This is a genomic window from Xanthomonas sp. Leaf148 (assembly GCF_001423585.1).
Lineage (GTDB): Bacteria > Pseudomonadota > Gammaproteobacteria > Xanthomonadales > Xanthomonadaceae > Xanthomonas.
This window is the reverse complement of the sequence record NZ_LMOP01000008.1, coordinates 1663286-1678351: the sequence shown is the minus strand read 5'-3', so window position 1 is coordinate 1678351 and position 15066 is coordinate 1663286. Positions and strand designations below refer to the sequence as shown.

Below are 15066 nucleotides of genomic sequence, written 5' to 3'. Positions count from 1 at the left end.
TTTACAGCCGGCAACGCACTTTTGCGCAGTCACAGCGTGGCGCCCGGCTCTGCCGGCAGGCCCTATCCGGTCACCGCCAGCAGCGGTTGTGGCGCGATCAGGTCTTCCAGCGGGCATGGACGGTGCAGGCTGAAGCCCTGCACCTGGCCCACGCCGGCATCGCGCAGGCCGGGGATATCCGCCTCCGACTCCACCCCTTCGGCCACCACTTCGATGCCCAGTGCCAGGCCGACCTGGGCAATGGAATGCACCGCGGCGCGGTCCACCGCGTCATGCGCGTAATTGCGCACGAAGCCGCAATCGATCTTCAGCACATCCACCGTGAATTGCTTGAGGTAGCCGAACGAGGCCAGGCCGCTGCCGAAATCGTCCAGCGCCACGTGGCAGCCCCGCGCACGCACGCTCTGCACGAAGCGCTGCGCATGTTCCAGATCGCCGATGACCGCAGTTTCGGTGATCTCCATGCACAGCTTGGGCACCAGCGTGGGATAGCGCTCGAACAAGGCGCAGACAAAATCGAGAAAGTCCGGCTGCGCGATCGATTGCGCAGACAAATTGACATGGCACAGATCCAGCGTTGCCACATGCATCGGGTTGTCGGCCAGTTGCGCGCACAAGGTTTCCAGCACATAGGCATCGACCATGCGCCCAAGCCCGTAACGCTCCACCGCAGGCAAAAATTCGCCAGGGCTCAGCACACGCCCATCGCGCGCGCGCATGCGCACCAACACTTCGTACTGCAGACGACCGGGGTCGCTCAGCACCTGGATTTTCTGTGCGTACAGCAGCAGCCGCTGTTCGGCGATGGCCTGCTGCACGGCGCTGATCCAGCCACCGTCATGCCGACGCCGCGCCAATGCCAGATCGTTCTCGCCAAAACACCGAATCCGGTTGCGCCCTTCTTCCTTGGCCGCGTGACAGGCCAGATCGGCCGCAGTCATCAAGGCATTGACGTCGCTGGCGCCCTTGCGAATTTCCACCACACCAAAGCTGCAACTCGGCGTCAGCGGCCGGCCGCCCTGATGGCTCCATGGCTGCCCGAGCACACCATGCATGCGTTCCAGCAAGGCCTGCGCCTGCACCAGATCGGTATTGGCCAGCAGAATCGCGAACTCGTCGCCACCCAGCCGCCCCAGCCAGTCGCCCGGACGCAGCTGCATGGTGATCACGTCGGCGAAGTGGCACAGGAACTTGTCGCCGACCGCATGCCCGAAGGTGTCGTTGACCAGCTTGAAATGGTCCAGATCCACGAAGCACAACGCATGGCACAGCTGCGGCGATTGTGGCGGCTCGATCAGACGCAGCAGTCGGCGCTCGATCTCGCGCCGGTTGATCAGGCCGGTTAAGGAATCGTGACGCGCGTGGAAGGCGACCTCGTCGGCCAGCTCGTGCGCGTGCGAGACATCTTCGATCACCGCCAGCACCAGCGTGGGTTCCTCCGGACCCGGCTCCACCAGCGAGGCGCTCCAGCGGCCCCACATCACTTCGCCATCGGCCCGCAGGAAGCGCAGCTCGCCGGACTGCATCAGCCGTGGCCAGTCGATCATGCCGCGGCTGTCCAGCACTATGTCGTCCGGATGCACCACCTCGGCCAGCGTGCGGGCCTGCAGTTCCTCCGGGCGGTAGCGCAGGATATTGGCCATCGAGGCATTGGCATCCAGCACGTGGCCACGCAGATCGAACTTGACCATGCCCAGTGCGGCTTGTTGAAACGCCGTGCGAAAACGGCCCTCGTGCGACAGCAGATAGTCGCGGATACGGCGCATCGCCAGCACGCAGGTGGTCAGCACCAGCAACAAGGTGGCAAGGCTGCAGGCCGCCATCACGTCGTGCAGCAGCCGCGCGCAGCGGATCAGCAGCGCCTGGAACTGCGCCGCATCGCCGCGCATGCGCCCATCGAGCAGATGCAGATCGTCGCGCAAGGCCTGCAGCGCGCGCGGATCCGGCGTATTGGCGGCCTGCACGGAGGCGGCACGGTCGGCCAATGCACTCAGCTTCAACAGGTCGGCATCGGTGTGCTTCCACATCGCGATGGCGTCGCTCAGATACGGAAAGACATGGCCGTAGCGGTACAGACGCACCATTTGCGGCATGTCCTCAGGGGCATTGCGGCCGGCCGCCAGTCCGGCATAGACCGCCGTCCAGGCGATCACCGGCTGTTCGACTGCTTCGCGTGCCGCGCGGTCGCCCAGCGGCACTTCCAGCGCGCGGCAGGCGGCCTGCAGATCAGCCGGATCGCCGCTCACCAGATAGCGCTCCAGCCAGTACACCGACTCCTGCTGGGCGTTGGACCAGTGGCTCTGGCCGACGATCCAGGCGGTGGCACCGGACTGGATTTCGATCGCCAGTGCCGAGAGCACGGCCATGCCGACAGCCACGGCAATCAGCAGTGCCAGAGGGAGCGTCAGCCAACCGCGCACCATGTGCATGGTCCGGTCACTGCGTGTGCTGCGTGCTGCCTGCGCCATTGCCGTCCTCGTCCACCGCCGCCCGATGCGATTCAGGCGCCCAGTGGGCGCCTGAAGGCAGTAGCGGCCGTCATGGCCGAGTCTGTATGGCGGCGTCCGTTTGCCGGACGGCCGGCGGAAAAGGTCAGCCTGACTGACCATCCGCCGTCTGCGGTCCCTGTCGGGACACGCTTGCTTGCATTGCCAGGCTATGCCTTGAAAGGAATAGCGGCACTGACACCGGCTGCGTCCGCGCTTCGCCGCGCAGCCGATTGTCAGCGGGGCTTACTCGCCGCGCGGCTTGGGCGGACCCTTACGGTGTGGCGCGCCGGCGCGATCCATCGGACGCCCCGGGCCGTTCGGACGACCGGACGGCTTGCCACCACGCGGGAAGCGCGGCTTGGACGGCGACGCCGCCGCCTCGCCTTCTTCCAGCTTGCGCATGTTGAGCTGCTGGCCGGAGACCCAAACCTTCTTCAGGTGCGTCAGCAACTCGCGCGGCATGTCGGCCGGCAGATCCAGAATCGAGTAATCGTCCTGGATATCGATGCGGCCGATGTAGCGACTTTCCAGACCGGCTTCGTTGGCGATGGCGCCGACGATGTTGGCCGGCTTCACGCCGTGGGTGTGACCCACTTCGATGCGATAGCTCTCCATGCCGAACTCCGGCTCGCCACGCGGGGCCGGGTCACGACGCGGACGCTCGCTGCCGGCGTCCTCGCTACGCGGCGGACGCGGTGCGCGCTCGCCGTCGTTGGCACGCGGGCCACGCTCGAACTTCGGCTCGAAACGCGGACGCTCGCCGCGGTCGCTGCGATCCCCACGGTCGGCACGCTCGGTGCGCTGCGGGGTGAACTCTTCGCGCGCGCCACGCACCGGCGGGGTCAGCAGGAACGGCGCATCGCCCTGCAGCAACTTGGCCATCGCCGCGGCGATCTCGATCGCCGGCACGTTGTTTTCGGCCTCGTAGCGCTGCAGCAGATCGCGGTACATATCGATCTGGCCACTGGCCAGCGTCTCGGTGATGCGGGTCATGAAGCGCGCCACGCGGGTGTCGTTGACGGCATCCACGCTCGGCAGCTGCATTTCTTCGATCGGCTGGCGGGTCGCGCGTTCGATCGAGCGCAGCATGCCCTTCTCGCGCGGGGTGACGAACAGAATGGCGTCGCCATTACGGCCGGCACGACCGGTACGACCGATGCGGTGCACATAGCTTTCGGTGTCGTACGGGATGTCGTAATTGAGCACGTGGCTGACGCGCTCCACGTCCAGGCCGCGAGCGGCCACGTCGGTGGCGACCAGGATGTCCAGCTTGCCGTCCTTGAGCTGGGCAATGGTCTTTTCACGCGCAGCCTGCTGCATGTCGCCGTTGATGGCAGCCGCGGCCAGGCCACGGGCCTGCAGCTTCTGCGCCAGCTCTTCGGTACCGGCCTTGGTGCGCGCGAAGATGATCATGCCGTCGAACGGCTCGACCTCGAGGATGCGGGTCAGCGCGTCCAGCTTGTGCAGCCCGCTCACCCACCAATAGCGCTGGCGGATGTTGGCCGAAGTGGTGGTCTTGGCCGCGATGGTGACTTCGGCCGGGTCCTTCAGGTAAGTCTGCGCGATACGGCGAATGGCCGGCGGCATGGTGGCCGAGAACAACGCCACCTGGCGCTTTTCCGGCAGCTTCTTCAGCACGGCTTCGACGTCGTCGATAAAGCCCATGCGCAGCATTTCGTCGGCTTCGTCCAGCACCAGCGTCTTGAGCTGGGACAGATCCAGGGTGCCGCGATCCAGGTGATCGATCACCCGGCCCGGGGTACCCACCACCACATGCACGCCGCGCTTGAGCGCGCTCAGCTGCTGGGCATACGGCTGGCCGCCGTAGACGGGCAGCACGCGGAAACCGGGAATGGCTTCGGCATACTTCTGGAAGGCTTCGGCAACCTGGATGGCCAGTTCGCGGGTCGGGGCCAACACCAACGCCTGCGGCTTGAGCTGGTTCAGATCGGCGTTGGACAGCACCGGCAGCGCGAACGCGGCGGTCTTGCCGGTACCGGTCTGCGCCTGGCCGAGGACGTCGCGGCCGGCAAGCAGCGCGGGAATGGTGGCAGCCTGGATCGGCGACGGCGACTCGTAGCCAACGTTGGCAACGGCTTTCATCACAGCGTCCGAGAGGCCGAGGTCTGCAAACAGCAGCGGCGCGGAAGATTCTTGGGTCATGGGTAACTCCGGAGGCGCCGCACGGAGCCGGCAGGCGCAAAGCAGGGTATTGTGCGCCCTTACCCCCCTTCGTGTCGAAGGGTCGTGACGTTTTGTTCAGGTTGTGAGGATTCGCCCGCCCCGGCGAATCATCCTGGCACGCACTCCCCGCCTTGCCCGGCACCTGAGCCAAGCCCGTGGATACAGACCTGCAAACCCGCTTCAGTGTCCTGCTTGGGCAGCACCGGGGCATCGTGCTGAAGGTGGCCGCCAGCTATTGCCGCAATCGCGACGACCGCGACGAGCTGGCCCAGGAAATCGCGGCCCAGCTGTGGCGCGCATTTCCTGGTTACGACCCCAGCCGGCGTTTTTCGACCTGGATGTATCGCATCGCGCTGAATGTGGCGATCAGCGACCTGCGCGGCCGCAACCGTGCACCGGATGCGCCGATCGCCCTGGATGCGGTGGTGGACCAACTCGCGGACCCGGCGGCGCGCGACCCCGCACGCGAGCAGCAGGTCGCCGCGCTATACGCCTTCATCGCGCAGCTACCCACGCTGGAGCGCGCCTTGCTGCTGCTCTATCTGGACGACCACCGCTACCGCGAGATCGCCGAGGTGCTCGGCATCAGCGAAACCAACGTCGCCACAAAACTCAGCCGCCTGAAGGCGCGCATCCGCAACGAACTTTGACCCAAGACACCACCGGAGCCGCAATGGAACTCGACGACATGCAACACTCCTGGCACGCCCTGGAACACCGATTGGATCGCCAGGCCGCAGACATGCATCGCCTGCTCGGCGCCATCCGCAGCGATGCAGCGCATGCCAGCCTGCGCCCGCTGTGGTGGCGCCAGGTGGCACAGCTCGTGTGTGCACTGGCACTGAGCCTTGTGTTTGTTCGTGGCTGGCTGGGAGAACCCCATCAAGTTGCGGCCATCATCGGCGGCGTGCTGCTGCAGCTATGGTGCGTGGCGCTGGCGCTCTCGGCGAGCCGTCAATTGCAGCTGCTGTCGCAACTGGATTTCGCCGGGCCGCTGGTCCAGACGCAACAAGCACTCGCCCAGCTGCGGCGTTGGCGCACGCGCGTCGCGCCGTGGTTGGGCATCGCGTTCTGGGTGCTCTGGGTGGCCGTCGCCGACAGCGCCTGGCGCAGCCTCACTGGCACCACACTGCCGCACGTCTGGCTGCTGCTCAACGTGCTGGTGGGCGTGATGGGCGCCTTCGGCACCTGGTACGGCTATCGGCGGCTGCAGCGCGCACAGCACCCCTGGCTGGACCGCATCGACGATGCGCATGCCGGTGGCAGCCTGACCCGCGCGCAGCGCCTGCTGGAGGAGATTGCGCGGTTTCGCCGCGAGTAGGCGGCCACTCTGTCGACGCCGGCATCGCCCGCAAGGTGGCAGCGCGCTGCGGCCGCCTGCGCGCAGCCATGTGTCTGGTGCGGGCTTGCGCATGGTGGTGCCGGCGGCGGCTCCGGGCGGATAATCGGTTTCTTTTTCGACCGAGTGCAGCATGCAATTCCTGGAATTCGACCTGGACGGCGAGTACATCGAACTCAATCAGTTGCTCAAGCTGGCCGGCATTGCCGATAGCGGCGGCCAGGGCAAGGCCATCGTCGCCAGCGGCGCGGTCAGCGTCGATGGCGTGCAGGAGCTGCGCAAGACCGCGAAGATCCGCCCCGGTCAGCTCGTGCAACTGGACGACGTGGAAATTCGCGTCATGGCCATGGACCCCGAGTCCGAGTCCGACGAATGAGGGTGATCGAGATCGGACAGCGCAATATCGCGCCGTCTTCCGAAGATCCGAAGCACGACGTCTACGTCTTTTCGATCGAACTCGGCGCGGCGCGCCCGTTCTGGCTGGAGCAATCCATCCATGGCGGCCATGCCGACCGTGGCGGTTGCATCATGCTGGCGTTGCACGAGCTGGACGGCTGGCGAGGCGATTGGCGCGTGCATCTGACCCATGCAGGGTGCGCCTGGACGATTCCGCTGCTGGAAGAGGCCATGCGCAACGGCGATACGCAGGCGGCGATCGATGCGATCGTGGCGCGGGTGCAAATGCGGCACTGATGCGTTCCAGTGCGGCGGCCGTGCTTGTAGCGCCTGCCCACTTGCATGCTCATGCCCGTCTAAAAACGGCGGATGACGACATCCAGCGATTGCATGCTGCGTACCGGCTACCGCCGATGCACCCAGTCTGGAGCCAACGCGCGACGCGGCGCTCGATCGGGATCAAGCGCCATGCACGGCAAGCGTGCACGCGCCAGAACCGTAATGCCTTACCAACCCAGCAGCGCGCGTACCAGCTTGACGATGCCCCAGAACGACACCACCCAGATTGCGCTGCGCAGATAGGGGATACCGGCCGCATAAACCGGCACGTACGCCACGCGCGCCCACAGATACAGCTGCACGCCCAAGGCGGTTTCCGCATTGGTGCGACCGGCTACGGTCACCGCCAGCACCGCTGCGGCAAAGATCGGAAAGGTTTCCAGATAGTTGCGAAACGCGCGATCCAGCCGTGCGGCGACGCCGGTCAACGGCTTGGCATCGCCATCGCGCGGACTGGCATTCCATTTGGTGCCGCGCTGCGCGGTCATGCTGACCGATGCAGCCAGCAGCTGTACCAGCCCGAGCACCATGGCCCAGCCCAACATCTGCAGTTCGATAGTCAGTTGCATGCAAATTTCCTGGTGGGCTGCCGCATCACTTGGCCGCCGTGCGCAGGCTGTAGCCCGCAACGCGCCAGGTCTTGTCTTCGTCCAGACGGAACGACACCAGCTCGCGCACCGGCTGCGGCGCGTTGGCAAACCGGGTCGGGAAGCTGACGTTGACGTACAACCCTTCGGGCACCTGCGCGCCGGGTCCGTACTTCACCCGCGTCACCGAGCCCTGACCACGCCCGACCATCGCACCCAGACGCGCACGCTCACCGGCGAGCTGGGCGACGAAGGCATCGCGCTTGACCGCAGTCTTGGCCACGCTGGACGCACCGTCCCACAGCGAAGCGGCCTTGTTGGCATCGACCATCTGCGCCACGCGCAAGGCGGCCTGGGTCATCTCCACGTCCTGCTTGGCGACCTGCGCCTGTTGGGCCGCGCTGGGCGCTGGTACGGGCTGCCCCGCCGCCGGTTTTTGTGCCGCGGGCGCCGGCTGGGCAGTGGCCGCGCGGGAAGGTTGCGGTTGTTGAGCAAACGCCAGCGCTGGAGCCAACACCAACGCGACAAGCAAACGAGGACGGAGCATGGGACAGCACCTTGAACGGGTTGGAAAGAGATGGACCGCACACATTGCGGCGGGTAGCGCAGTCTATGGCGGGACCTGCGCAACACAAGCGGCGCGCGATCCGGACGGGAGCGGCTGACTGCATGATCCGGACGGCACTGTCGCGTTGGCGTGTAACCGCGCCGTGGGGCCATAGCAGAAGGCGAGTCGAACCTGCGCAGCCAGTGCGGACCGCGCCATCAACGCGGCACCCACCCGCAAGCAGGGTCGGTCGGCCTGGATCGAATCGCTAGAGCTCTCCGCCGGGAGCAGGCGGCACGGCAGCCACGCCGCGCGGGCGCCACAGGCGCCAGCTGACCCAGAACGCGCGTGCGATGGCCGCAACCAGCGCCGCCAGACTCAGCCACATCCCCAGCGTGGCCGGCCATTGCGCATGCAGTGCGGTGGCAGCAACGCGTAGCAGCTCAGCCACGCCGAAGCCCACCAGCACCAGCAACGCCGATGGCAGATACGCCAGTACAACGCCCTTGGTCTTGCCTCGCATAGTGCCCCCCCGGCCCGGTTGTGATGGGGCGACGATAGGCAGCGCGCAGTGCGATACGCGTGAAACTTGACGCCGCCCTCAGCCTTCGGCGTGCGCGGGCGTCGAAGGCTCCGTCTCTGCGGCATCCGGCGCCGCGGCGGCGCTCGGTTCTGTCGGTGGTCGCTCATCCGCTGCGGAACCGGTCTGCGTCTCGGCCGCCGGGGTTGCCGGCAAGGCGGCGGCATCGGTCTCGGCCAGCGGGCTTTCTTCCGGGCAAGCCGCATCCGGAAAACCGAAGCGCTGCTTCAGCGCCAGGCCGCAGGCGTTGACCGCATCCAGATCTGCGCCCTCGCCTTTGCACTTTTGATCGAACGCCACCAGGAACGCATCCTTGCGGCGCACAAACGCATCGCCGCATTTGCGCATCTGCCGGATGCGCTCCAGGTCGTCCTGTACGGCATTGGTGCCGTCCAAACCGTACTCCCGCAGTTCTTCCATCGTCAGCAGCCGCAGGCTGCGGTTAGGCACGGTCATCATCAGATCGGCCACCGCCACTGCCACACCGTTGCGCTCCAGATAATCCTTGACGTTGCCGTAGACCTCGCGCAATTCGCGATTGAGCTCTGCGCGCGACGTCGCCTTGGAGCTGATCCGCATCATCCGGTGGATGCCGACCTTGCCAGCCACCAGGCGGTTATCGCCGGCCGCCAGCACGAACACGCAGGCGCTGTGGCAGACCGAACCCTCGCGCACCCAGATGGTCCAATTGGATTCGCCAATGGTGTCGCCGGCGCGGATCGCCGCCTCGACCTGCCCGCCGCTGGAATCCAGATCCACAATGCGATGCGGCAACCGCAGTTGTTCGGCCACCGCCGCCAGGCGCCAGACCAGCGCAGCGAAGCCGGCATTGATCTTGCCCGCGTAGCGCACCCGCACCAGCCCGGTCTCGCGGCACGGCGCCAGCGCCGCCTCCACGCTGGCCCGATCCAGTGCCGGCAGCAGCGTGCCGTCGCCGGCCTCCTTGCTGTAATCGGTGGCGCAACTGATCCACGCCTGGCCCGATTCCAGCTGTGCCTGCGGCCAACCTACCTCGCCCGCCTGCGCGCGCGGACGTGGCGGCGGCGCCACCGGCTCGGGCGTATCCACCGACACCATATGGTCGCCATCGCCCGCCTGCCCGGCATTGTTTTGCTGTGCCGCCCCGGCATCGGCAGACGTCGCGCTGCGTTCGCACGCCACCAGCAAGAGCAGACACGCAACGGACAGGCAAAGCGATTTGAGCATGATGGGGATTGTGAGCGCGACGGATTCACCGTCAGTCTATGGCTGAATGGGCCACGGGTTTGACCCGACGGTGAACACGCCGCGCTGCGGCAACCCTGTCCGAAAACGGCCAGCTGCGGCCGACGCCAGGGCATAGACTGGCGCCATGCAGATGTTGACGCCCGATCGAATCCAATGCGACCGCGCCCGGTTGGCGCGCGATGCGCGCTTCGACGGGCTGTTTTTCACGGCGGTGCGCAGCACCGGCATTTACTGCCGGCCAGTGTGTCCGGCGCCGGCACCCAAGCCAGGCAATGTCAGTTATTACCCGAGCGCGGCGGCGGCCAGTGCGGCCGGTTACCGGCCGTGTCTGCGCTGTCGTCCGGAGCTGTCGCCGCAGGCGCAGCAACATCTGGGCGAAGAAAGCGTGCAGCGTGCGCTGGCGATGATTGCCGAAGGAGTGCTGCAGGAGCAGCCGGTGCAGACGCTGGCCGATGCGGTGGGGGTGAGTGCGCGGCAGCTGCAACGGCAGTTCGTGCAGCAGCTTGGCGCCACCCCGATCCAGGTGCACGGCACGCGCCGGTTACTGCTGGCCAAGCAGTTGCTGACCGAAACCGCCTTACCGGTTACCGAGGTCGCACTCGCTGCCGGCTTCAACAGCCTGCGGCGTTTCAACGCGGCCTTTCTGCAAGGCTGCGGCATGCCGCCGTCGGCGCTACGCAAGCAGCGCAGCGAAGTGCCAGGCGGCCAATTGCGTCTGCGTCTGGGGTATCGCCCGCCGCTGGATTGGGCAGCGATGCTGGGCTTTTTGCAGCGCCGCGCGATTCCGGGGATCGAGCAGGTCGATGCCAGTGGCTACCGGCGCGTGATCGGCACGCCTGGAAACGCCAGCTTGATCGAGGTCGTCGCCGCGCCGCAGCGGGCGGAACTGCTGCTGCGCATCGATGCCACCGACCCGCGCCAGATTCCGCAGATCGTGCGTCGCGTGCGTCGCGTGTTCGATCTGGATGCGGACCTGCAGGCCGTCCATGCCACGCTTGAATCCGAACCGCTGTTGGCCGAGGCGATCCAGCGCCGGCCCGGCCTGCGCGTGCCGGGGGGATGGGATGGTTTTGAAGTGGCGGTGCGCGCGGTACTGGGCCAGCAGATCAGTGTGGCCGGCGCCGCAACGCTGGCGGCGCGGCTGGTCGACCGCCACGGCGGCCATCATGCCGACATGCCGCCTGGGCTGGACCGCAGTTTTCCCACGCCCGAACAGCTGGCCGACGCGCCACTGGAACAGCTCGGGCTGCCACGCGCACGCGCGGCCACGTTGCGCGCACTGGCATTGGCCTGCGCACAAGGCCGGCTGCATTTCGGCGCCGGCCAGCGCCTGTCGGACTTCGTTGCCGCCTGCACCGCGCTGCCCGGGATCGGGCCGTGGACTGCGCATTACATCGCGATGCGCGCGCTCTCGCATCCGGATGCGTTTCCGGCCGGCGACCTGATCCTGCAGCAGGTCCTCGGCGCGCCGGAACGTTTAAGCGAACGGGCCACCGAGGCACGTTCGCAGGCATGGCGCCCATGGCGCGCGTATGCCGTGTTGCACCTGTGGCATCTCGCCGTCGATCGCAAGGACACCCGCCCATGACCACGCTGTACTACGACACCTTTCCCTCGCCGATCGGCGCGCTCACCGTGGCCGCCGATTCCACCGCCGTGCACCATATCCTGTTCGCACAGAACCGCTACGACGCGCCCGGACGTGCGCGCTGGACGCACGCCCCCGATACCGCACTGGTGCGCGAAGCGCGCGAGCAACTGCTGGATTATCTGCATGGCGGGCGACGCAGTTTCGACCTGCCGCTGGCACCGGCCGGCACGCCCTTTCAGCTGCAGGTCTGGCACACGTTGGCGCAGATTCCGTTCGGCCAGACCTGGAGTTACGCGCAGCTCGCGCAGGCGGTAGGCCGCCCCGCCGCCAGCCGCGCGGTGGGTGCCGCCAACGGCCGCAATCCGTTGCCGATCGTGCTGCCCTGCCACCGTGTGATCGGCGCCAACGGCACGTTGACCGGCTTTGGCGGCGGCCTGCCGACCAAGCAGGCGTTATTGCAACTGGAAGGCTGGTCGCCGCGCCAGATCGCGCGTGCCGACGATCTGTTCGGCGACCAGCGCGCAACCCAGGCCCCCTGACTTCGCGAGGTCATCGCTGCGCCGTAAACTGGCGGCATGATCGATCGACGTCTTGTAGTTGCCACGATAGCCACCGCGTTGCTGGCGGCCTGCTCCACCCAGCCCGGTATGCGCAGCGCCTCGACGCAGCCCACCGCATCGCCGCCAACATCGGCCGCCGCAATATCCGACGACACGCCGCACACCTTGCTGCTGATCTCCATCGACGGCCTGCGCGCAGACATGCTCGATCGCGGCATCACGCCGACGCTGTCCCAACTTGCGCGCGATGGCGTGCGTGCGCGCTGGATGACGCCGTCGTATCCGTCGCTGACCTTTCCCAACCACTACACCTTGGTCACCGGTCTGCGCCCGGACCACCACGGCATCGTGCACAACAGCATGCGCGACCCCGCGTTGGGCAGCTTCTGGCTGAGCAAGCAGGACGCGGTGGGCGACGCGCGTTGGTGGGGTGGCCAGCCGCTGTGGGTGGGCGCAGAACAATCCGGCCTGCATGCGGCGACCTGGTCGTGGCCGGGCAGCGAGGCGGCCATCCAGGGCGTGCGCCCCACGCAATGGCGTCACTACGAAGAAGGCGTCGGCCTGGACGCCCGTGTGGACGAGACGCTGGGCTGGCTCGCGCGCTCCGGTGCGCAGCGCAATCGTCTGGTTACGCTGTACTTCGAACACGTGGATGAAGCCGGCCACGATCACGGACCGGAATCGCGCGAATACGCCGACAGCGTGCGCGCAGTCGATGCCGCCATCGGCCGGTTGCTGGCCGGCATGCAGCGCGACAGCACCCGTGCGCGCACCAACATCGTCGTGGTGTCCGACCACGGTATGGCAGAGGTAGCGCCGGGGCATGCGATCAGCGTGGAAGCCATCGCGCCGCCCGCGATTGCCACCGCGGTCACCGATGGTCAGGTGATCGGTTTCACTCCGCAGCCCGGGCAACAGGCCAGCGCCGAGGCCATGCTGCTCGGCACGCATGCGCAATACGACTGCTGGCGTAAAACCGAGCTACCGGCGCGCTGGCATTACGGCACCCATCCGCGCATTCCGCCGATCGTGTGCCAGATGCACGAAGGCTGGGACGCACTGTTCCCTGACAAGTTGGCCAAGCGCGCGCAACAAGGCATGCGCGGCTCGCACGGGTTTGATCCTGCACTGCCGTCGATGCGTGCGGTGTTCGTGGCGCAAGGCCCGGATCTGGCGCAGGGCAAGACTTTGCCGGGGTTCGACAACGTCGATGTGTATGCCTTGATGACGCGCCTGCTTGGCATCACCGCAGCGCCCAACGACGGGAACCCGGCCACCCTGCTGCCGGCCTTGCGCGTGCCGCCGGACGCTGCGCACTGAGCACTGCGCACACCCGCGGCGGCGAGCGGATGCGACAATAGGGCGATGTCTGCTTCTGATCCCTCGCCGCGCCGCTTGCGGCCGCTGTTGTCCAGCGAAGGCTGGCGTCGTCGCGCTGCACTCTGGGGTGGCGCAATTGCGGTGGCTCTGGTCGCCATCGTGTTCGCCAAGGCCAGCGATGCTGCCTTCCAGTTATTTCAACGCATCACCGCGTATTCGATCTGGTGGGCACTGCTGCTGACGCCGGGCATCTTCGCCCTGCTCGCCTGGCTCACCTCCGGGGCGATGCGCCCCACCCGCGGCAGCGGCATTCCGCAGGTCATCGCCGCGCTGGAGCATCCGGACCCGGCGTTTCGCGACACCAATCTGTCGCTGCGTGTGTCGCTGGGCAAACTTGCGTTGACCACGCTGTCGCTGCTCGGCGGCGCATCGGTCGGACGCGAAGGCCCCACTGTGCATGTCGGCGCCAGCCTGATGCACGTGTTCGGGCGCTGGTTCGGCTTTCACGATCCGCGCGAGCTCTCGCATTTTCTGCTTGCCGGCGGCGCGGCCGGTATTGCCGCAGCCTTCAATACGCCGCTCGCCGGCGTGGTCTTTGCGATCGAAGAATTGAGCGGGCGCTTCGAGCACCGCTTCTCCGGCACCTTGCTCACTGCGGTGATCGTCGGCGGCGTGGTGTCGCTGGGGTTGCTGGGCAACTACACCTACTTCGGCAAAGTGGCAGTGGCCTTGCCGCTGGGCCAGGCATGGCTGGCGATCGCGCTGTGCGGCAGCGTGGCCGGGCTGCTCGGCGGGATCTTCGCGCGGCTGGTACTGGCCAGTGTCAGCGGCAAACCGCGCTGGCTGGGCGCGCTGCGCCAGCGGCACCCGGTGCTGCTGGCCGCGTTATGCGGCGTGGCGCTGGTAGGGCTGGCACTGGTGTTCGGGCAAGGCGCCTTCGGCACCGGTTACGAGCAGGCCCGCAGCCTGGTGCAGGGGCATGCAGTGGTCGGCCATGAGTTCGGCTTGATGAAGCTCATCGCCAACCTGGTCTCATACCTGGCCGGCATCCCCGGCGGCCTGTTCTCACCCGCCCTCGCCGTCGGTGCCGGCATCGGCCACAACCTGTCGGTGCTGATGCCGAGCGTGGACCCGCGTACTTTCGTGCTGCTGGGCATGTGCGCCTACCTGACCGGCGTCACGCAGGCACCGCTGACCTCGGCAGTGATTTCGCTGGAGCTCACCGACACCAGCCAGATGCTGCTGCCAATCCTGGCCACCGTGTTGATTGCACGCGCGGTGTCCGGGCTGGTGTGCAAGACGCCGATCTATCGCGGACTGGCCGAGCAGTTGCTGACGCCAGCGGCGAAGAACCCAGCGCCGGCTGCGGACACAGCGCACTAGGGACGCGGCGTTATCGATGCGCGCAGCGCTTTATCGGACTGCATCAAGAACGGCGCCGATTGATGACATGGCGCGAGCCACTGTTCGGATGCGTTGCGCGTCATCGCACCGGATGCCGACGCTGAAGACGCGCTACCGCAGCCACTGCTCAGACCCGCATCAGCACGGGCACGTTGGCAAGCATTCGATCAGTGTTTTTCGCTGAGATCGGGCATAAAAAAACGCGGCGCAAGCGCCGCGTTTTCAGATCGCAAAGCGGGCTGGGGTCAGCTGGCCTTGGCGACGGTCTTCTTGGCAACAGCCTTCTTGGCCGGCGCCTTGACCACGCCCTTCTTGGCAACCGGGGAAGCTGCACCCACGACAACCTTGCTCACCGCGTGCGAACGCGAATTGCCGTAGCTGGCGTTGTAGCGCTTGCCCTTGGCGGTCTTACGGTCACCCTTACCCATTTCGTCGACTCCTGAATGTGAATACAAATTCCCGTGCTGGCACGGGTTTGGCGAGGTTTGCACCGGCGGTGCCCT

The 15066-nt window shown here is 66.8% G+C and carries 14 protein-coding genes and 1 pseudogene; 8 read left to right on the top strand and 7 right to left on the bottom strand.

Annotated features, from left to right (window positions below):
* Positions 1-62: 62 nt before the first annotated feature.
* Both ASF90_RS11610 and ASF90_RS11605 read right to left on the bottom strand, forming a co-directional pair.
* On the bottom strand, positions 63-2468 hold the full coding sequence (locus tag ASF90_RS11610) for an EAL domain-containing protein (protein ID WP_055849886.1): 2406 nt from the start codon (positions 2466-2468) through the stop codon (positions 63-65).
* A gap of 264 nt (positions 2469-2732) precedes the next feature.
* The gene (locus tag ASF90_RS11605) at positions 2733-4652 is read right to left on the bottom strand and encodes a DEAD/DEAH box helicase (protein ID WP_055849884.1); all 1920 of its coding nucleotides are present in this window, start codon (positions 4650-4652) and stop codon (positions 2733-2735) included.
* A 176-nt stretch (positions 4653-4828) separates the two neighbouring features.
* On the opposite strand from ASF90_RS11605, the gene ASF90_RS11600 reads away from it, so the two are divergent.
* The 4 genes from ASF90_RS11600 (at position 4829) to ASF90_RS11585 (ending at position 6705) form a co-directional block, all read left to right on the top strand.
* A complete protein-coding gene (locus ASF90_RS11600; protein WP_055849882.1) occupies positions 4829-5323 on the top strand; it encodes a sigma-70 family RNA polymerase sigma factor in 495 nt (164 codons plus the stop codon).
* A 23-nt stretch (positions 5324-5346) separates the two neighbouring features.
* On the top strand, positions 5347-5994 hold the full coding sequence (locus tag ASF90_RS11595) for a hypothetical protein (protein ID WP_055849881.1): 648 nt from the start codon (positions 5347-5349) through the stop codon (positions 5992-5994).
* 151 nt (positions 5995-6145) lie between these two features.
* Positions 6146-6388 (top strand): RNA-binding S4 domain-containing protein, encoded by a 243-nt coding sequence (locus ASF90_RS11590; protein WP_055849878.1) that lies wholly within the window; start codon positions 6146-6148, stop codon positions 6386-6388.
* Positions 6385-6705: a hypothetical protein gene (locus ASF90_RS11585; protein ID WP_055849876.1), complete on the top strand. Its 321-nt coding sequence runs from the start codon at positions 6385-6387 to the stop codon at positions 6703-6705. The genes ASF90_RS11590 and ASF90_RS11585 overlap by 4 nt, the downstream gene beginning before the upstream one ends.
* 209 nt (positions 6706-6914) lie before the next feature.
* Here ASF90_RS11585 and ASF90_RS11580 read toward each other — a convergent pair whose 3' ends face one another.
* From ASF90_RS11580 to ASF90_RS11565, 4 genes and pseudogenes are all read right to left on the bottom strand, one after another.
* Complete coding sequence (locus ASF90_RS11580; protein ID WP_055849874.1) at positions 6915-7316, bottom strand: MAPEG family protein; 402 nt, start codon at positions 7314-7316, stop codon at positions 6915-6917.
* A gap of 25 nt (positions 7317-7341) precedes the next feature.
* On the bottom strand, positions 7342-7881 hold the full coding sequence (locus ASF90_RS11575; protein WP_055849873.1) for a DUF4019 domain-containing protein: 540 nt from the start codon (positions 7879-7881) through the stop codon (positions 7342-7344).
* A 268-nt stretch (positions 7882-8149) separates the two neighbouring features.
* The gene (locus ASF90_RS11570; RefSeq protein WP_055849871.1) at positions 8150-8404 is read right to left on the bottom strand and encodes a hypothetical protein; all 255 of its coding nucleotides are present in this window, start codon (positions 8402-8404) and stop codon (positions 8150-8152) included.
* 180 nt (positions 8405-8584) lie between these two features.
* Positions 8585-9667: pseudogene (locus ASF90_RS11565) on the bottom strand (hypothetical protein); the annotation flags it as partial.
* 145 nt (positions 9668-9812) lie between these two features.
* Here ASF90_RS11565 and ASF90_RS11560 point away from each other — a divergent pair.
* The 4 genes from ASF90_RS11560 to ASF90_RS11545 are packed head-to-tail and all read left to right on the top strand — an operon-like array spanning position 9813 to position 14542.
* Positions 9813-11276, top strand: a complete 1464-nt coding sequence (locus tag ASF90_RS11560; protein ID WP_055849867.1) for a DNA-3-methyladenine glycosylase 2 — start codon at positions 9813-9815, stop codon at positions 11274-11276.
* A complete protein-coding gene (locus tag ASF90_RS11555) occupies positions 11273-11818 on the top strand; it encodes a methylated-DNA--[protein]-cysteine S-methyltransferase (RefSeq protein ID WP_055849864.1) in 546 nt (181 codons plus the stop codon). Before ASF90_RS11560 ends, ASF90_RS11555 begins: the two co-directional genes overlap by 4 nt.
* A gap of 36 nt (positions 11819-11854) precedes the next feature.
* Positions 11855-13159, top strand: coding sequence for an ectonucleotide pyrophosphatase/phosphodiesterase (locus tag ASF90_RS11550; protein WP_055849862.1), 1305 nt, complete (start codon positions 11855-11857; stop codon positions 13157-13159).
* 45 nt (positions 13160-13204) lie between these two features.
* Complete coding sequence (locus tag ASF90_RS11545) at positions 13205-14542, top strand: chloride channel protein (protein ID WP_055849860.1); 1338 nt, start codon at positions 13205-13207, stop codon at positions 14540-14542.
* A gap of 266 nt (positions 14543-14808) precedes the next feature.
* On the opposite strand, the gene ASF90_RS11540 is transcribed toward ASF90_RS11545, so the two are convergent.
* Complete coding sequence (locus ASF90_RS11540; RefSeq protein WP_055849858.1) at positions 14809-14991, bottom strand: 30S ribosomal protein THX; 183 nt, start codon at positions 14989-14991, stop codon at positions 14809-14811.
* Positions 14992-15066 lie beyond the last annotated feature (75 nt).